A 16,784-nucleotide genomic window follows, 5' to 3' on the forward strand; every position below is an offset into this window, starting at 1 on the left:
CTGCGTTGTTGGGGCACGGATGATTTGTGGAGGGTTGAGCGATGCTGAAATACGGAAAGGCCGTGGCCATGGTGGTTGCTGCGGCGGGAGTCTGGGCGATGGTTTCGGGCGTGGCCCACATCAGCGCCGCCCTGGCCTTCTGATCCCAGCCGTCTCTGGTTCCGCCTAGGCCTGGGCCGCCAAGACCGGGCTGGCGGTGTTGAGCCCGGTGACGGTCACCTCCGCGCCCTGACGGCGGTAGCGGTCGACCACCTTCTCCAGCGCTGCAGCGCCGGTCACGTCCCACAGATGCGCGCCGGCCATGTCGATCTCCACCCGCGACGGGCGGCCATGGTGCTCGAAGCTGGCGGCGAACAGGCCGGCCGAGGCGAAGAACAGTTGGCCCTCCACGCGATATCGGACCACGCCCTCCTGCGGCGTTCCGATCTCGACGACGGTCAGGGTCTTGGCGACCTTGCGCATGAAGAAGACCGCCGACAGCAGCACGCCCAGCACGACGCCCTTCGACAGGTCGTGGGTCGCCACCACGGTCGCGGTCGTGGCGACCATCACCAGCGACGACTGGAAGGGGATCGACCGGATCTTCAACACCGATCCCCAGTCGAAGGTCCCGATAGAGACCATGATCATGACCGCCGTCAGCGCCGCCATCGGAATGCGCGCGACCCAGTCCCGCAGAACCAGGATCAGGAACAGCAGAAAGACCCCGGCCCACAAGGTCGACAGACGTCCCCGTGCGCCCGACCCGACATTGATCATCGACTGACCGATCATGGCGCAGCCGGCCATGCCGCCGAACAGGGGCGACAGGATGTTGGCGATCCCCTGCCCGCGCGTCTCACGGTCCTTGTCCGAGGGGGTGTCGGTGACGTCGTCGATCAGATTGGCGGTCAACAGGCTTTCGAGCAGGCCGACGAAGGCCAGGGTGGCCGATATGGGCGCGACGATGGTCAGCGTCTCCCAGGTCAGAGGCACGGCCGGCAGGTGGAACATCGGCAAGGCCGTCGGCAACCGGCCCATGTCGCCGACGGTGCGCACGTCCAGACCGGTGATCATGACGAAGCCGCTGATCACGACGATGGCCACCAGGGGAGCGGGCACGGCACGGGTGATCCGGGGAAAGCCGTAGAGGATGACCAGGGCTGCTCCCAGCAGGGCGAAGGTCTGCCAGACTGCTCCGATCAGCTGCGGCATCTGGGCCATGAAGATCAGGATGGCCAGGGCGTTGACGAAACCCGTCATCACGGACTTGGACACGAACCGGATGTAGCGGCCCAGCCTGAGCAGGCCGATGACGATCTGGAAGACGCCGCACAGGATCGAGGCGGCGAACAGATATTCAAGCCCGTGATCGCGGACCAGGCCGACCATCAGCAGGGCCATGGCCCCGGTGGCGGCCGAGATCATGGCCGGGCGCCCGCCGACGAAGGCGATGGTCACGGCGATGACCACGCTGGCGTAGAGGCCCACCGCCGGATCGACCCCGGCGATGATGGAGAAGGCGATGGCCTCCGGGATCAGGGCCAGGGCGACGACGGTGCCGGCCAGCAGGTCGCGGCGCGGACTGGCGAGCCATTGCTGGCGCGCGGAAGCGATGAGGGACATGGGATCAGCCGGGGATCTGCCGACGACCCGGCGCGCGGCCATGGGTCGTGTTCGGCGGGTTTCCCGGCGGATCGGCGGCCGGGATAGCCACCCGACGCTTCAAACAGGCCGGGTCCGAGGTGAGGCCCGCCTGATGCCCGTTCAGCCCCCGAAAGGCAAGCGCACCTAGTCGGCGGCCGGCGCGATCTTCGCCAGCGACGGCCGTTCGTTCGCCTTCGACGCCGCCGTGGCCTCGACCGCCCGCATGACGCGCAACAGGTTCTCGCCGGCGATCTTGCGGATGTCGGCCTCGGTCCAGCCGGCGTCCATCAGGGCGGCCAGGATGCGCGGATAGGCGTCAACGCCGGTCACGCCCTCGGGCAGGCTGCCGATGCCGTCGAAGTCGGCGCCGAGGCCGACATGGTCGATCCCCGCCACCTGGCGCACATGCTGGATGTGGGCGACCACGTCGGCCAGGGTCGCGCGCGGGGTCGGGTTGGCCGCGATCCAGGCCGCCATGCCCCGTTCGACCGCCGAGGGATCGCCGGGGTGCATCGACTTCAGCCGGGCGTCCTCGCCGGCCCTGGCCGCGCCCCAGGCCCGCACCGTCTCGCTGACGAACTGGGGCGCCAGGTTGATCATCACGATCCCGCCGTCCTCGGGCATCATGCGCAGCACCCGGTCGGGCACGTTGCGCGGATGGGCCGTCACCGCCCGCGCCGAGGAATGGGAGAAGATGACGGGGGCGTCGGACACCCGCATGGCGTCCAGCATGGTGTCCTCGGACACGTGGCTGAGGTCGACCATCATGCCCAGGCGGTTCATCTCCTTGACCACCGCCTCGCCGAAGGGGCTGAGCCCGCCCCATTTGGGCGCGTCGGTCGCGCTGTCGGCCCAGGTGGTGGTCTTGGAATGGGTCAGGGTCATGTAGCGGGCCCCGGCTCCGTAGAACTCGCGCAGCAGGGCCAGGGAGTCGTCGATCGAATAGCCGCCCTCCATGCCGATCAGGCTGGCGATCCGGCCCGAGGCGAAGACCGCATCCACCTGGTCCGCCGTGGTGGCCAGACCGAAGGTCTCAGGATGGGCGGCGATGATCCGCTTGGCTGTATCGATCTGCTCGAAGGTCTCTTCCACGGCCTCCAGCGGCGTGAAGGTCGCGGGGACATAGACCGACCAGAACTGCCCGCCGACGCCCCCGGCCCGCAGGCGGACGATGTCGGTGTGCAGCTTGGTGTCGGCTTCAAGATTGGTCGCCAGATCAACGGCGTAGACATCATTCCCATAGTTCTGACGCAGCGCCCACGGCAGGTCGTTGTGACCGTCGATCAGCGGGGTGGTCTTCAAGATCTCCAGCACACGGGCCTCGCTGGCGTCCTGGGCCTGGGCGGCCGCGGCGACCGTGGCGATGGCGGCGACGGCGACGCCGGCCAGCAGATGACGAAACATGAAGGCCTACTCCCCTGAATGCTGCGACGCACACTTGCAGAGGATTCGACGCAGACAAAGCCTCCTTTGCCCTAAGGCGAGCAGGGGCTAGAGACACCGGCATGAGCGACGCCGCCTTTTCCGACCCGCTGGACCTGAAGAAGGTCGAGACCCGCGCCTGGTTCGAGCACCTGCGCGACCGGATCCACGCCGCCTTCGAGGCGCTGGAGGATGAAGCGCCGGCCGATCTGTTTCCGGGCGAGCCGGGGCGGTTCGTGCGAACCCCCTGGGAGCGGGCCGAGGGCGGCGGCGGCGTGATGGGGATGATGCACGGCCGGCTGTTCGAGAAGGTGGGCGTCCATGTCTCGACCGTTCATGGCCAGTTCCCCGCCGACTACGCCAAGACCGTGCCTGGCGCGGCCGAGGATCCGCGCTTCTTCGCCACCGGGATCAGCCTGATCTGCCACCCGGTCAGCCCGAGGATCCCGGCGGTGCATATGAACACCCGCTTCATCGCCACGACCCAGGCCTGGTTCGGCGGCGGCGGCGACCTGACCCCTGTGCTGGAGGCCGATCGGCGGCAGGACCACCCGGACACCCTGGCCTTCCATGCGGCGATGAAGGCCGCCTGCGACGCCCATGACCCCGCCTGGCACGAACGCTACAAGGCCTGGTGCGACGAGTATTTCTGGCTGCCGCACCGCAAGGAGCCGCGCGGCACCGGCGGGATCTTCTACGACCATCACGACAGCGGCGATCACGACCGCGACTTCGCCTTCACCCGCGACGTGGGCCTGGCCTTCCTGGACGTCTATCCGAAGATCGTGGCCGGGCGGATGACCGAGGCCTGGACGCCGGAGGAGCGCGAGGAGCAGTTGATCCGACGCGGACGGTATGTGGAGTTCAACCTGCTCTACGACCGTGGCACCATGTTCGGCCTCAAGACCGGCGGCAACGTCGATTCGATCCTCAGCTCCATGCCCCCGGTGGTGAAATGGCCGTGAAGTCCCCTCTCGCTAAGATCCTGCTGCGGCCGCTGGTCACCTCGGTCCTGTTCGCCGTCCTCTACGGGATCTATCTGACCCTGTCGCACCAGCCGCAGATCCCCCTGACCCTGTTCGTGGTGATCGGCTTCTATTTCGCGGCGTCCCTGCTGCTGGAACGGTTCGTGTTTCCGAAGATCGGACTCTGATCCGGCGATTTCGGACTCGAAAAAGAGTGTCCGAAATGTCCGAAATGTCCGAAGTCCGGCTGCCCCGGTCGTAGTGATCGGCTTCCATTTCGCGGCCTCGCTGCCGATGGAACGGTTCGTGTTTCCGAAGATCGGACTCTGATCCGGCGATTTCGGACTCGAAAAAGAGCGTCCGAAATGTCCGAAATGTCCGAAATCCCGGCGGGCCCGAACTTGCGCTGCGCAGGCGAAAACGGCGCAACATGCAAAAGAGTGCATTTTCGCGGCGCGCCCAGCTTCGATTGTCAAAGACCCGGCCGGTATTCTAACCCCGCTACGGCGGGCGCTGCGCCGATTGTGCGAATTTTCTGATTTTGCTTGAACAATCAAAGGGCGGGCCAGGGTCATTATGTGACCAAGCCCTCGTTCTTCCGCTCAGCCCATCGCGGCCACGAAGGCGTCGCCCGCACGACTGCGATAGCGTTCGGCGTGGCGCAGCAGGCGGAAGGGGCGTTCCGGCAGGGCGAAGGGGGCGCTGACCAGTCGACCGGCGGCGACCGAGGCGTAGGCGACGCTTTCGGACAGGGCGGTGGCGCCGGCGCCGGCCTCGGCGGCGGCGAGCACGGCCTCGTTCGAAGGCAGGGTCATGGCCACCGGCAGGTCGGCTGGATCGACGCCCGCCTGACGCACGGCTTCTTCCAGGGTCGAACGGGTGCCGGACCCCAGTTCGCGCAACACCCAGGCGGACGAGGCCAGGTCGGCGGCCGACAGGCTGCGTCGGGTCGCCCAAGGGTGGTCAGGCGTGACGACGACGGCGAGCCGGTCGGAGCCGATGCGGGTCTGTTCCAGGGCGGCCTCATCGACCGCGCCCTCGACCAGGCCGATCTCGGCGGCGCCGGCCAGGACGGCGGCGGCGGCCTCGCGCGTATTGCCGATCTGGACGTCCAGTTCGATGCCGGGGTGGGCCGCGTGGAAGGCGACCAGACGGCGGGGCAACCAGTAGGAGGCGATGGTCTGGCTGGCGAAGACCGCCAGACGGCCGCGCCGCAGGGCGCTCATGTCCGCCAGGGCCGCCTCGGCGGCGGCGGCGCGGGCCAGGACGGCCCTGGCCTCGGGCAGGAAGGCGCGGCCCGTCTCGTTCAACACCACGCCCCGCCCGACCCGGTCGAACAGATGGACGTCATGCTCGGCCTCCAGCGCCGCAATGGCGTTGGAGACGGCCGACTGGGTCAGGTTCAGCGCCCGCGCGGCGGCGGTGACGTGCTGGCGCTCGGCGACGGCGACAAAGATGCGCAGGCGTTCCAGGGTCACGATTGATCTCCAAATCGGATTGAAATGACCATAACAATCCGTTGGACGCCCGTCGAGGCGCGGCGCATCAGGCTGGACCATGAAGACCGCCGCCCTGCCCTCGCCCGTCGCCTCGCCCCTGCTGGCGAATGTCCGGACCTTCGCGCGGTCGATCTGGCCCGGCCTGACCATGTGTCTGGTGGTGGCCCTGGCGGCCGTCGGCCTGACCAGCATGGAGCATGATGCGTTCGGCAAGGTCTGGCTGGAGCCCCTGGTCCTGGCCATCCTGCTGGGCGCCGGGGTGCGGGCCGTGTGGACCCCGGATGCGCGGTTCAAGGTCGGGATCGATTTCAGCGCCAAGATCCTGCTGGAGGTCGCGGTGGTGCTGCTGGGCGCCTCGGTCAGCGCGGCGACCCTGTCGGCCCTGGGGGCCGGGTTCGTGCTGGGGATACTGGCCGTGGTGGCGGCGGCCATCGTCGTCGGTTTCGGGGTCGGCCGGATGCTGGGATTGACGCCGCGCATGGCCCTGTTGGTCGCGTGCGGCAACGCCATCTGCGGCAACTCGGCCATCGCCGCCGTGGCCCCGGTGATCGACGCCGACGGCGAGGAGATCGCCGCCTCCATCGCCTTCACCGCCGTTCTGGGCGTGGTGGTGGTGCTGAGCCTGCCGCTGCTGGGCGGCCTGCTGTCGATGAGCGGGGTCCAGTATGGGGCGCTGGCGGGTCTGACCGTCTATGCGGTGCCGCAGGTGCTGGCCGCCGCCGCGCCTATGGGCGTCGTGGCGACCCAGACGGGAACCGTGGTCAAGCTGGTGCGGGTGCTGATGCTGGGTCCGGTGATCCTGGCCCTGTCGCTGATCTTCCGCGACCGCGCGCCGACGGCGAAGAAGCCGGGTCTGGCCCGGCTGCTGCCCTGGTTCATCGTCGGTTTTCTGATCATGATCGGCCTGCGGTCGATGGGGGCGATCCCGCAGGCGGCCCTGGCGCCGATGGCGGTGGCGTCCGGCCTGCTGACCGTGGCGGCCATGGCGGCCCTGGGCCTGCAGACCGACATCCGGGCCGTGGCGAAGGCCGGCGGACGGGTGGTCGGGGCCGTGGTCCTGTCGCTGGGCGCCCTGGTCGGGATCGCCCTGGCGCTGATCAGCCTGCTGGGGCTGTAGCCGCCTTGGGCGCGGCCGGGTTCTCGCCGACCCGGTCTTCCTGAACCCCGTTGGCCGCGCCGCGGTGCGGGGCGATCCGGGCCACGATCAGGGCCGTCAGCCCGCCGATGACCGTGGCGATGATCCGGTGCTCGGCGTTGGCCAGCACTCCGCCATAACCCAGCGAGACCAGCAGAACCGCCGTCGCCGTCACGGCGCCGGTCAGGGTGGCGAAATGGGCCTGTTGCAGGGCGAAGGCCGCGAAGGCGGTCACGCCCGCCGCCGCGATCAGCCACGGATGGGCCGACTGGACCTCGACGGCGTAAACAGTGGCGAAGGCGCAGCCCAGCAGGGTGCCGGCGACCCGCTGGATGCCCCGCGTCTGGGTCTCCATCAGGCCGGGCTTCAGCACGATCATGGCCGTCATCGGCGCCCAGGCCCAGTTCTGCAGATCGATGGCCCAGGCGAAGCCGATGCTGAGCCCCACGGCGGCGGCGGCGCGGGCCATGTGGCTGATCAGCAGTTTGCGGCCCGGCGGGGGCGGTCGGGGCCCGATGGGAAAACGGGCGGCCGCCTTGGGGAAGATCAGGGCCAGGATCACGACCAGGCCGATCTGGACCGCCCCGCCGATCAGGACGCTGATCCCGCGAATGGCCGCCTGGTCCGTCGGCCCGGCGTAGTAGCCGGCGATCAGATAGGCGATGATCCCCTGAAGCACGACCCACCAGAGGTCTTCCTCATACAGGGCGATGGCGGCGCAGACGGCCGCGCCGAGACAGCCCGTGGCCAGCAGCAGACCGGGAACCTGGCCGACCACCGTGCCCAGGAAGGCGGCCAGGGTCAGACCGGCCGCCGTGCCCAGCATCGCGCCCCAGCGCCGCCCGATCAGGTCGCGCGACGCCGCCAGACCCACCACGAAGGCCGAGCCCGCCGCCATGGCGCCCTCGGTCGGCAGCCCCAGAAGCACGCCTCCGCCCAGCAGGAGGGGCATGGCGGGCAGGCACAGGGCCGCCTCGCGCCAGTAGAAGGGCCGCCAGTGGCGCAGCAGACGATGAAGGCGGGTCTCGGCGGCCATCAGATGCCGCTGCCCTGGTCCTCGACCGGCGGCGGGGTCAGCAGCAGGAAGGCGCGGATCCAGGCGGTCAGGACGGCGCGGTCATTGGGCCGTTTCAGACTGTCCAGGGCCTCGTCCGCCAGGGCCTCGGGAATGCGCGAGCCGCGCCGGTCCTGGACCAGGGCGGCGGCGTATTCGGGCTGGAACTCGGGATGGCACTGGAAGGAGATGGCGTCCTGGCCCCAGGCCAGACCGGCGTAGGGGGTGAAGCCGCTGGAGGCGATGACGCGGGCGTCCGGCGAGACGGCGACGACCTGGTCCTGGTGCGAGACCGGGATGGCGATTGTGCGGGCGCGCGGGTGCATCCACGGCTCGTCGAGGCGGACGTCGTAGCGATGCAGGCCGACGCCCCAGCCCCGGTCCGACTTCTCGACCGCGCCGCCGAAGGCGTGGGCCAGGACCTGATGGCCGAAACAGATGCCGACCAGACGGGTCCGGCCGCGCGCGGCGCGCAGCCAGGTGACCAACTGGGGAATCCACGGCAGGTCGTCATAGACCCCCGCCGCCGAACCGGTGACGATGGCGCCCTGGAAGGCGGCCGGGTCGTCGGGCAGATGGCCGGCCTGGACATTGAACCGCGTCGTCGCCACCCCCTCGCCCAGCAGGGCGCGGAACCGGGCGGGATAGTCGTCGAAGTCGTCCTTCAGATTTTCCGGCGGATGGCCGGTTTCCAGAATGGCGATGCGGGTCATGGGCCGACCATAGCCAGCTTTCCCGCGATGCGACATCCGGCCCGGCCTGACATCCTGTGAGGAAAAGTTTCCGCCGCGTCAGAGCATCCAGACTTCGGCCCGACCGCCCGGATCGCCCAGGCTGTCGGCGACCCAGCCGCAGATTTCGGCGGCCGCCGCCTCGGCGCCCGGCGGCGGATTGACGACGACCATGGCGCAGCCGTTCATCTTCATCGGATTGGTCAGTGGGCGCAGCCGGGCCTCGGCGACCAGAACCGGCGCCTTGCCGGCCAGGCGGCGGGTGAAGGCGTCGAAGGTCTCCAGATCCTTCAGCGGGGTCCAGACGGCGACCGTGGCCGCGGGGTCGCGTCTGACCACGGCCAGGGCGGTCTCGGCCGAGCGGATATAGTCGTCGGGCTTTTCGAACGGCGGGTCGATCAGGACCAGGGGGCCGCGCGCCCTGGCCGCTTCGGCGGTCGCCATCGCATAGCCGTCGCCCTCGCGCCCCTCGGCGTTCGGGCGGTCCGACAGGGCCTGGGTCAGAAGCTCGCGGACCGGCGGGTTCAGTTCGAAGCCGAGATAGCGGCCGCCGGGCGCCAAGGCGTCGGCGATCAGCAGTGGCGAACCCGGATAGTAGCGGACGCCGCCGTCGGGGTTCAGGGCGGCGACGCGGGCGGCGAGCGCGTCCATCAGCGGGGTGCGGCCCTCGGCCGACATCAGCCGCGCCACCCCGGCCTCGGCCTCCTTCGAGCGGGCGGCGTCGCCGGACAGGTCGTAGAGACCGGCGCCCGCATGGGTGTCGAGCACGGTCAGGGGACCGCGCGCCTGCAGGGTCTCGACCAGCCACAGGACCAGGGCGTGTTTGACCAGGTCGGCGAAATTTCCGGCGTGGAAGCTGTGGCGATAGTTCATGCCGCCTCGTCCCCCGGCCGGGTCGCGGGGTCAAGGGGAACTCGCCGCCGCGACGCCGCGTTCGTCGCTGGTCTGAAGCAAGCCGCTGAAGGACTTGCCGAAAGGAAACGGGCCATGCCCGACGGATCCCACGCCTTCGATGTCGCCGCAGAGGTCCCGCAGGGGCTGAGCTGGTGCAGCGACGAGTTCGCGGGGATCAGTCGGCGCAAGGCGGGCAAGGGCTGGTCCTATCGCGACGCCAGGGGCCAGTTGGTCCGCGATCCGAGGACCCTGGCCCGGATCCGCGCCCTGGCCATTCCGCCCGCCTGGGTCGACGTCTGGATCTGCCCCAAGACCAATGGCCATATCCAGGCGACCGGCCGCGACGCCAAGGGGCGCAAACAGTATCGCTATCACCCCGACTGGAGCACGGCGCGGTCCGAGAACAAGTTCGACCGCCTGCCCGCCTTCTCCCGCGCCCTTCCAAAGCTGAGGGCGCAGGTGGAGCATGACCTGGGCCTGCGCGGGCCGGTGAAGGCCAAGGTGCTGGCCACCGCCGTGCGGCTGCTGGAGGTGACCCTGATCCGGGTCGGCAATGCGACCTACGCCAGGGAAAACCGCAGCTACGGCCTGACCACCTTGCACAAGCGGCATCTGGAGGTGGACGGGGCGGCCCTGACCTTCGAGTTTCGCGGCAAGAGCGGCAAGGACCACCGGGTCAGCGTGCGCGACCGGCGGCTGGCGCGGATCGTGCGGACCCTGGAGGACCTGCCCGGACGGCAGTTGTTCAAATATCGGACGGCGGACGGGAACCTGTGCCCCGTCACCTCGGACGATGTGAACGCCTATATCCGCGAGGCGATGGGCGAGCAGTTCTCGGCCAAGGATTTCCGCACCTGGGCCGGCACACTGGCGGCGGCGCGGGCGCTGCGGGAGGCCGAGGCGCCGACCTCGGCGACCGATGCGAAACGCAAGGTCGTCGTCTGCGTGAAGACGGTCGCGGGCCTGCTGGGCAATACGCCGACCGTGTGCCGGGCGTCATATGTTCATCCCAGGGTGCTGGAATTGTTCGAAAAGAATGGATTGCGCGACGCCCTGCCCGGCCCGACCGCAAAAGGTTTCGAAACCGCCTTGATCCGACTGCTGACACAACCCTGAATTATGTTTAAGTTGGAAGATCGACGTTCTTTCATATTCGTTGAGCGTCTTCGTCGGGGGAAACTCAACATGAGCCTGTCCAACCTGTTCCTGCGTCTCGCCGTCGTCTTCGTCCTGATCGGGGTCGGCCTCGGCTATTATATGGGCGCCACCCAGAATTTCGCCGGCAGCCCGGTCCACGCCCACATCAACCTGCTGGGGTGGGTGTCGATGTTCCTCTACGGCCTGTTCTATCGCGCCGTGCCCGGTGCGGCCGCAGGGCGGCTGCCGTGGATTCACCTGGGCGTGGCGGTGGCGGGCTTCCTGGTCTTCATGCCCGCCCTGGCCGTTGAACTGCTGGGGCCGCGCAGCCTGAGGGGCATGGCGGAGGTCGGCCTGATCGTCGGCCCGACCCTGGTGGTGATCGGCATGATCCTGTTCGCCGGGATCGTGTTTCGGCACACGGGCGACCGGGCCGTTCCGGCCTGACGGCGTTCGCTGAGAGCGCCGCTATCGGACGGCGATAGAAAATCCTAGTTGTCGAGTAGATTTTAATACGACCACTCTTCCCCACGCATCCGCACTGGAGGGGATCATGTCCGTCGTCGCTCAATCGCCTGCCCGCCGATTGCTTTCCGCCACCGCCCTGGTCGCCTGCCTGGGCGCGCCCGCCGTGGGCTGGGCCGCCGAAGAAGATCAAACCCAGCCGCCCCGCGGGGCGATCAATCCGTCCGTCGCCAGCGTCGGCGACGTGGTCGTCACCGCCCGCCGCCGCGAGGAACGGGTTCAAGATGTGCCCATCGCCCTGACCGTCATCAACGAGGAACTGCTGGAGCGGACCGGCGCCTACAACGTCAGCCAGATCAGCCAGGTCGCGCCGACCGTTCAACTGCTCAGTTCCAACCCGCGCAACACGGCCATCACCATTCGCGGCCTGGGCGCCAGCTACGGTCTGGCCAACGACGGGCTGGAACAGGGGGTCGGGGTCTATATCGACCAGGTCTATTATGGCCGGCCGGCGACGGCGACGCTGGACTTCGTCGATCTGGACCGGATCGAAATCCTGCGCGGGCCGCAGGGCACCCTGTTCGGCAAGAACACCACCGCCGGCGCCCTGAACATCAGCACCCAGGCCGCCAGTTTCACGCCCGAGGGGGTCGCCGAGGTGACCATCGGGGATTACGACTTCGTCCAGGCCAAGGCCTCGGTGACGGGGCCGCTTATCGCAGACAAGCTCGCCGGACGTCTGTCCTTCGTCTCCACCCAGCGGGACGGCGTGCTCGACAATGTCACCCAGGGCGAAAAGCAGAACAGCCAGGAGAGCATCAGCCTGCGCGGGCAACTGCTGTTCCAACCGACCGACGACCTGCGCGTCCGCCTCTATGCCGACTACAGCGACCAGACGCCGGAGTGCTGCACCCAGGTCTATGTCCGGGTCGGGGAGACGCTGAAGCCGTCGAACCTGGAGTTCGCCGCCCTGGCCGCCGGTCGCGGCTATACGCCGGCCAGCACCAATCCCTATGACCGGATCGCCGATGTCGACGGCGGCATTCTGGCCGACCAGATCCACAGGGGCGTCTCGGCCATCGTCGACTGGGACCTGGGCTGGGCCAGCCTGACCTCGGTCTCGGCCTGGCGGTCGTGGGACTGGCGGCCGCAGAACGATCGCGACTACACCGCCCTGGACATCACCCGTCAGTCGGCCAATCCGTCCGATCAGGACCAGTGGAGCCAGGAACTGCGCCTGTCCGGCGGGTCGGGGAATTTCACCTGGGTCGGCGGCCTGTACGCCTTCCACCAGGCGGTCGAGACCCACGGGGTGACCGAATACGGCGCCGACGGGACCTACTGGCTGGCGTCCTCCTTCTATCAGGCCAATCTGGCCTCGACCGGGCGCGCGACCCTGGACGCCCTGCTGGACGGCTACACCGTCTATAACGACAGCCGGATCGAGACCGACAGCTACGCCGCCTTCGCCCAGGTGACCTGGGACATCACGCCGAAACTGCACCTGACGCCGGGCCTGCGCTACACCCGCGAGGAAAAGGAGGGCTGGTACGCCGCCACGACCGAGGGGGGTCTGGCCAATCCGACCACGGCCCAGCTCAACGCCCGCAACGGCGTGGCGCGCGCCCAGGCCTATCAGGCCAGTCTGGAGGACGACGACCTGTCGGGTCAGGTCGCCCTGTCCTACGACCTGAACGACAATCTGCTGGTCTATGGATCCTGGGCGCGGGGCTACAAGTCGGGCGGGATCAATATGGCCGGCATCCCCAACCAGGCGGACGGAACCCCGGCCCTGACCAGCGCCGTGGTCAAGCCCGAGGTGGTCACCACCTATGAACTGGGGGTCAAGGCCCAGTGGTTCGACCGCCGCCTGACCACCAATCTGGCCGCCTATCGCACCGACGTCGAAGACTATCAGGCCAATGTCGTGGATTCCGGCCCCGGCGCCCTGCGCGGCTATCTGGCCAACGCCGACAAGGTGGAAATCCAGGGGATCGAGCTGGATACGGTGGCCCGGCCGAACGACAACCTCGACTTCTACGCCAATGTCGCCTGGACGGACGGGAAATACGCCAGCTTCGCCAACGGCCCCTGCCCGCTGGAACGGGTCGGGACCTCGACGGCGGCCTGCGACCTGTCGGGCAAGGACCTGCCGGGCGTGTCGCCCTGGGCGGCCGGCGCGGGCGGCGAGGTTCACGGACCGGCGGCCTGGTTCGGCCGGACGGGCGAGGCCTTCTTCGGCGCCGACCTGAGCTATCGCTCGACCTACAATTCGGACGCGGCCGTGTCGCAATATACCGAGATCGACGGCTACGCCCTGGTCAGCCTGCGCGCCGGCTATCGCGCCGACAACGGCTGGGAGGGGTTCGTCTGGGTCAAGAACGCCCTGGACGAGGACTATATGCAGTTCGTCTCGGTCCAGGCCGGCAACTCGGGCCTGATCATCGGCAATCCCGGCGATCCGCGCACGATCGGCTTCACCCTGCGGGCGCGATATTGATCCTCAAAACCGTCACCCTCGGGCTTGTCCCGAGGGTCTAGATCAAGACCCGCTCGAAACAAAAAGGGGCGCACAGACCGTGCGCCCCTTATGCATTTGCACCTGCTGAACCGTGGGCCCTCGGGACAAGCCCGAGGGTGACGGATCCTAGTTTTTCATCCGCCAGGTCGCGCCTTCGGGGCCGTCCATGACGACGACGTTCAGTTCGTTGAGACGGTCGCGGATGCGGTCGGCGGCGGGCCAGTCCTTGGCGGCGCGGGCGGCGGCGCGTTGTTCCAGCAGGGCCTCGACCTCGACACGCAGGGCGTCGGAGACCTCGCCCTCCAGCCAGGCGGCGGGATCGGCCTGGAGCACGCCCAGGACGGAGGCGCAGGCGATCAGGCGCCCGCGCGCCTGGGCCACGGCGGCGGTGTCGCCCGCCGTCATGCCGCGCTCGATCTCGCTGGACAGGGCGAACAGGCTGGCCATGGCGCCGGGGGTGTTCAGGTCGTCCTCGATCGACTTCAGGAAGTCGGCGGGCGGATCGATGTCGTCGGCCTGGACGGCGGCCGAGCGATGCAGGGCGCCGTAGAGGCGATCCAGCGACTTCTTCGACTGATCCAGCAGCGCCTGGTTCCAGTCCAGCGGCTGGCGGTAATGGGCCGACAGCAGGGCCCAGCGGACGACCTCGCCCGGCATGGTCTGAACCAGATCGTGCAGCAGCAGGACATTGCCGACCGACTTGGACATCTTCTCGGCGTCCACGGTCAGGAAGCCGTTGTGCATCCAGTAGCGGGCGTATTCGTCATGGGCCTTCTCGCCGTGGGCGTGGCCGTGGGCGCAGACGCCCTGGGCGATCTCGTTCTCGTGGTGGGGGAAGACCAGGTCGATGCCGCCGCCGTGGATGTCGATAGGCAGGCCCAGGGTCTGTTCGATCATGGCCGAGCATTCGATATGCCAGCCGGGACGTCCCTCGCCCCAGGGCGACGGCCAGGACGGCTCGTCCGGCTTTGCGGGCTTCCACAGGACGAAGTCGTGGGGGTTCTTCTTGTAGGGGGCGACCTCGACGCGGGCGCCGGCGATCATGTCGTCCAGGTTCCGGCCCGACAAAGCGCCATAGGCCTTGTAGGACGAGACGTCGAACAGGACATGGCCCCCCTCATCTTCGCTATGGGCGGCATAGGCGCAGCCGGCGTCGATGATGGCCTGGATCTGGTCGACGATGGCCGGGATATAGTCGGTGACATGGGGGGCGAGGTCGGGCGGCGAGACGTTCAACAGACCCATGTCGGCCAGATAGGCGGCCTCGTAGCGGGCCGTGATCTCGCCGATCGGCAGGCCTTCCCTGGCCGCCTTCTGATTGATCTTGTCGTCCACGTCGGTGACGTTGCGGGCGTAGATCACCTGGTCCGCGCCATAGGTCCGGCGCAGCAGACGCACCAGGACGTCGAAGACGACCGGCGGGCGCGCATTGCCGATATGGGCGTAGTCATAGACGGTCGGGCCGCAGACATAGAGGGTCACCCGGTTCGCATCGCGCGGTTCGAACAGGCGCTTTTCACGGCGCAGGGTGTCGTGGATGTGCAGCGGCATGGATAAGTCTTCAGCGGGTTTTCTTGCGGGACGGAGGCTCCGTCCCATATAGCGGCCTGATATACAGTCCCGACGGATTGTAGAAGCTATACCGGGCGCACCCGCCCGCCCCGGCCGGAAAATCGAGTTTCATGAGCGTCATCCCCGCCAAGCCCGTCCTTGTCAGCGACGAAACCGTGCAGCGTCCCAGCCGCGAACAGGCGCTGGAAGCCGTACGGACCCTGATCGCCTGGGCCGGCGACAATCCGGACCGTCCGGGCCTGGTCGATACGCCGAAACGGGTCGTGGACGCCTATGGCGAATGGTTCGACGGCTATGAGGCCGACGCCGCCAAGGAGTTGAGCCGCACCTTCGAGGACGTGACCGGCTACGACGACATGGTCATCCTGCGCGACATCGAGGTGGAGAGCCACTGCGAGCACCATATGGCCCCCTTCCTGGGCAAGGCCTATGTCGCTTATCTGCCGGGCGAGAAGGTGGTCGGCATCTCCAAGCTGGCGCGGGTGGTCGAGATCTTCGCGCGCCGCCTGCAGAATCAGGAAACCCTGACCAACGACATCATCGACGCCATCGAATCGCACCTGCAGCCGCGCGGCGTGGCGGTGATGCTGGACGCCGAACACCAGTGCATGACGACCCGAGGCGTGCATCACCGGCACGTTTCGACCATCACGACGCGTTTCACCGGCGCCTTCAAGGAAGATCCTGCCCTGATGGACCGTTTCCTCAAGCTGGCGAAGGCGTAAGCCCTCCCCTCACGCGGGTAATTGCCGTTCAGGAACGCATGATCGTTTAGAACCGCTTTACAAGCGCGCATCGGGACGCCAAGAACCGATCAGGCCCTTCGGGGATCCATGGGATGTGCCGGCGCGGATCGCGGCCGGCGAGTAACGGAGACGATGCATGGCTGCCAAGCTCGGTGGTTCCGGTGGGGACAAGCACACGATCGAACAGACGGCGGATATCAACATCACGCCGTTCATCGACATTCTGCTGGTGCTCATGATCATCTTCATGGTCGCCGCGCCGATGGCGACCGTGTCGATCCGCCTGGACCTGCCGCCTGCGCAGCCCCCGGTGAACCCGACCGAAGAAAAGGAACCGGTGTACATCACCATCCAGGAAAACGGTCAGATCTTCATCGCCGAGAAGCAAAGCTCGGTCGACAACCTGGCCACCGACGTCTGCACCGCCCTGGGCGGCGGCGCCTGCCAGGAAGAGCGCGTCTTCGTCCGCGCTCAGCCGGAAGTGAAATATTCGCAGTTCATGGAAGTCATGAACAAGATGCAGGAGAACGGCTTCTTCAAGGTCGGCCTGCTGAACGAAGACATCGAATAGGACGTTCGTCCTCTTCACCAGGATCAGGGCCGCGTTCCGAAAGGGACGCGGCCTTTTTCTTTGGCCGAAATCGGCGTCTGATCGCGCCATGACCCGTGACGAAGTCCGCACCCTGCTGCTGTCCTTTCCCGGCGTCGAGGATGCGGTCTCCTATGGCGAGCCGTCGTTCAAGGTGGCGGGGAAATTCCTGACCTGGCTGCGCCCTCGGCTGGACGACAGCATAGTGGTGCATCTGGACAGTCTGGATCAGCGCGACCTGCTGATCGAGATGGATCCGGCGACCTTCCACTACACCGACCACTATCGTGACCATCCGATCGTGCTGGCGCGGATCGCCACGGTGGATCCCGTCTGGCTGAAGGCCGCACTGGAGAAGCGATGGCGCCGGGTGGCGCCCAAGCGGCTGGTCAAGGCGTTCGACGCGGCTTGACCTGACGCGGGGGAAA

General features: G+C 67.9%; 16 protein-coding genes and 1 other annotated feature. Of the genes, 9 read left to right on the forward strand and 7 right to left on the reverse strand.

What is annotated here, in order from left to right; genetic code table 11:
* Nucleotides 1–165: 165 nt before the first annotated feature.
* Together ACIQ1T_RS11230 and ACIQ1T_RS11235 are read right to left on the reverse strand one after the other, a co-directional pair.
* Nucleotides 166–1,605, reverse strand: a complete 1,440-nt coding sequence (locus tag ACIQ1T_RS11230; protein WP_395944635.1) for a SulP family inorganic anion transporter — start codon at nt 1,603–1,605, stop codon at nt 166–168.
* Nucleotides 1,606–1,662: 57 nt separating this feature from the next.
* Nucleotides 1,663–1,724 (reverse strand) — a sequence feature (sul1 is cis-regulatory element that is thought to sense ions involved in sulfur or methionine metabolism; They are found in Alphaproteobacteria).
* A gap of 46 nt (nt 1,725–1,770) precedes the next feature.
* The gene (locus ACIQ1T_RS11235; protein ID WP_395944636.1) at nt 1,771–3,030 is read right to left on the reverse strand and encodes a dipeptidase; all 1,260 of its coding nucleotides are present in this window, start codon (nt 3,028–3,030) and stop codon (nt 1,771–1,773) included.
* Between the two features lie 101 nt (nt 3,031–3,131).
* Between ACIQ1T_RS11235 and hemF the strand changes: the two genes are divergently transcribed.
* Together hemF and ACIQ1T_RS11245 are read left to right on the forward strand one after the other, a co-directional pair.
* Complete coding sequence (gene hemF, locus ACIQ1T_RS11240) at nt 3,132–4,013, forward strand: oxygen-dependent coproporphyrinogen oxidase (RefSeq protein ID WP_395944637.1); 882 nt, start codon at nt 3,132–3,134, stop codon at nt 4,011–4,013.
* The gene (locus ACIQ1T_RS11245; RefSeq protein WP_395944638.1) at nt 4,010–4,201 is read left to right on the forward strand and encodes a hypothetical protein; all 192 of its coding nucleotides are present in this window, start codon (nt 4,010–4,012) and stop codon (nt 4,199–4,201) included. The genes hemF and ACIQ1T_RS11245 overlap by 4 nt, the downstream gene beginning before the upstream one ends.
* 414 nt (nt 4,202–4,615) lie before the next feature.
* Here ACIQ1T_RS11245 and ACIQ1T_RS11250 read toward each other — a convergent pair whose 3' ends face one another.
* On the reverse strand, nt 4,616–5,491 hold the full coding sequence (locus ACIQ1T_RS11250; protein WP_395944639.1) for a LysR family transcriptional regulator: 876 nt from the start codon (nt 5,489–5,491) through the stop codon (nt 4,616–4,618).
* Between the two features lie 79 nt (nt 5,492–5,570).
* Between ACIQ1T_RS11250 and ACIQ1T_RS11255 the strand changes: the two genes are divergently transcribed.
* A complete protein-coding gene (locus ACIQ1T_RS11255; RefSeq protein WP_395944640.1) occupies nt 5,571–6,629 on the forward strand; it encodes a YeiH family protein in 1,059 nt (352 codons plus the stop codon).
* Here the strand turns inward: ACIQ1T_RS11255 and ACIQ1T_RS11260 are convergent.
* The 3 genes from ACIQ1T_RS11260 to rlmJ form a co-directional block, all read right to left on the reverse strand.
* Entirely contained in the window at nt 6,610–7,683 is a 1,074-nt protein-coding gene (locus tag ACIQ1T_RS11260; protein ID WP_395944641.1) for an FUSC family protein, read from the reverse strand. The genes ACIQ1T_RS11255 and ACIQ1T_RS11260 overlap by 20 nt on opposite strands.
* Nucleotides 7,683–8,414, reverse strand: coding sequence for a type 1 glutamine amidotransferase (locus ACIQ1T_RS11265; protein ID WP_395944642.1), 732 nt, complete (start codon nt 8,412–8,414; stop codon nt 7,683–7,685). Before ACIQ1T_RS11265 ends, ACIQ1T_RS11260 begins: the two co-directional genes overlap by 1 nt.
* Before the next feature lie 78 nt (nt 8,415–8,492).
* Nucleotides 8,493–9,305, reverse strand: coding sequence for a 23S rRNA (adenine(2030)-N(6))-methyltransferase RlmJ (gene rlmJ / locus ACIQ1T_RS11270; RefSeq protein ID WP_395944643.1), 813 nt, complete (start codon nt 9,303–9,305; stop codon nt 8,493–8,495).
* 114 nt (nt 9,306–9,419) lie between these two features.
* On the opposite strand from rlmJ, the gene ACIQ1T_RS11275 reads away from it, so the two are divergent.
* The 3 genes from ACIQ1T_RS11275 to ACIQ1T_RS11285 all read left to right on the forward strand — a co-directional run bounded on the left by ACIQ1T_RS11275 (nt 9,420) and on the right by ACIQ1T_RS11285 (nt 13,428).
* A complete protein-coding gene (locus ACIQ1T_RS11275) occupies nt 9,420–10,442 on the forward strand; it encodes a DNA topoisomerase IB (protein ID WP_395944644.1) in 1,023 nt (340 codons plus the stop codon).
* 69 nt (nt 10,443–10,511) lie between these two features.
* Complete coding sequence (locus ACIQ1T_RS11280) at nt 10,512–10,910, forward strand: hypothetical protein (protein ID WP_395944645.1); 399 nt, start codon at nt 10,512–10,514, stop codon at nt 10,908–10,910.
* 106 nt (nt 10,911–11,016) lie between these two features.
* The gene (locus ACIQ1T_RS11285) at nt 11,017–13,428 is read left to right on the forward strand and encodes a TonB-dependent receptor (protein ID WP_395944646.1); all 2,412 of its coding nucleotides are present in this window, start codon (nt 11,017–11,019) and stop codon (nt 13,426–13,428) included.
* A 147-nt stretch (nt 13,429–13,575) separates the two neighbouring features.
* On the opposite strand, the gene cysS is transcribed toward ACIQ1T_RS11285, so the two are convergent.
* Nucleotides 13,576–15,000, reverse strand: a complete 1,425-nt coding sequence (gene cysS, locus ACIQ1T_RS11290) for a cysteine--tRNA ligase (RefSeq protein ID WP_395944647.1) — start codon at nt 14,998–15,000, stop codon at nt 13,576–13,578.
* A 131-nt stretch (nt 15,001–15,131) separates the two neighbouring features.
* Between cysS and folE the strand changes: the two genes are divergently transcribed.
* The 3 genes from folE (at nt 15,132) to ACIQ1T_RS11305 (ending at nt 16,768) form a co-directional block, all read left to right on the forward strand.
* Nucleotides 15,132–15,746 carry a GTP cyclohydrolase I FolE gene (gene folE / locus ACIQ1T_RS11295; protein ID WP_395944648.1) on the forward strand — a complete coding sequence of 205 codons (615 nt, stop codon included), beginning with the start codon at nt 15,132–15,134 and terminating at the stop codon, nt 15,744–15,746.
* A 157-nt stretch (nt 15,747–15,903) separates the two neighbouring features.
* Nucleotides 15,904–16,338 (forward strand): biopolymer transporter ExbD, encoded by a 435-nt coding sequence (locus tag ACIQ1T_RS11300; RefSeq protein ID WP_395944649.1) that lies wholly within the window; start codon nt 15,904–15,906, stop codon nt 16,336–16,338.
* An 88-nt stretch (nt 16,339–16,426) separates the two neighbouring features.
* A complete protein-coding gene (locus ACIQ1T_RS11305; protein ID WP_395944650.1) occupies nt 16,427–16,768 on the forward strand; it encodes an MmcQ/YjbR family DNA-binding protein in 342 nt (113 codons plus the stop codon).
* The last annotated feature ends 16 nt before the right edge of the window (nt 16,769–16,784 follow it).

The organism is Brevundimonas sp. (assembly GCF_044336875.1).
GTDB lineage: Bacteria > Pseudomonadota > Alphaproteobacteria > Caulobacterales > Caulobacteraceae > Brevundimonas.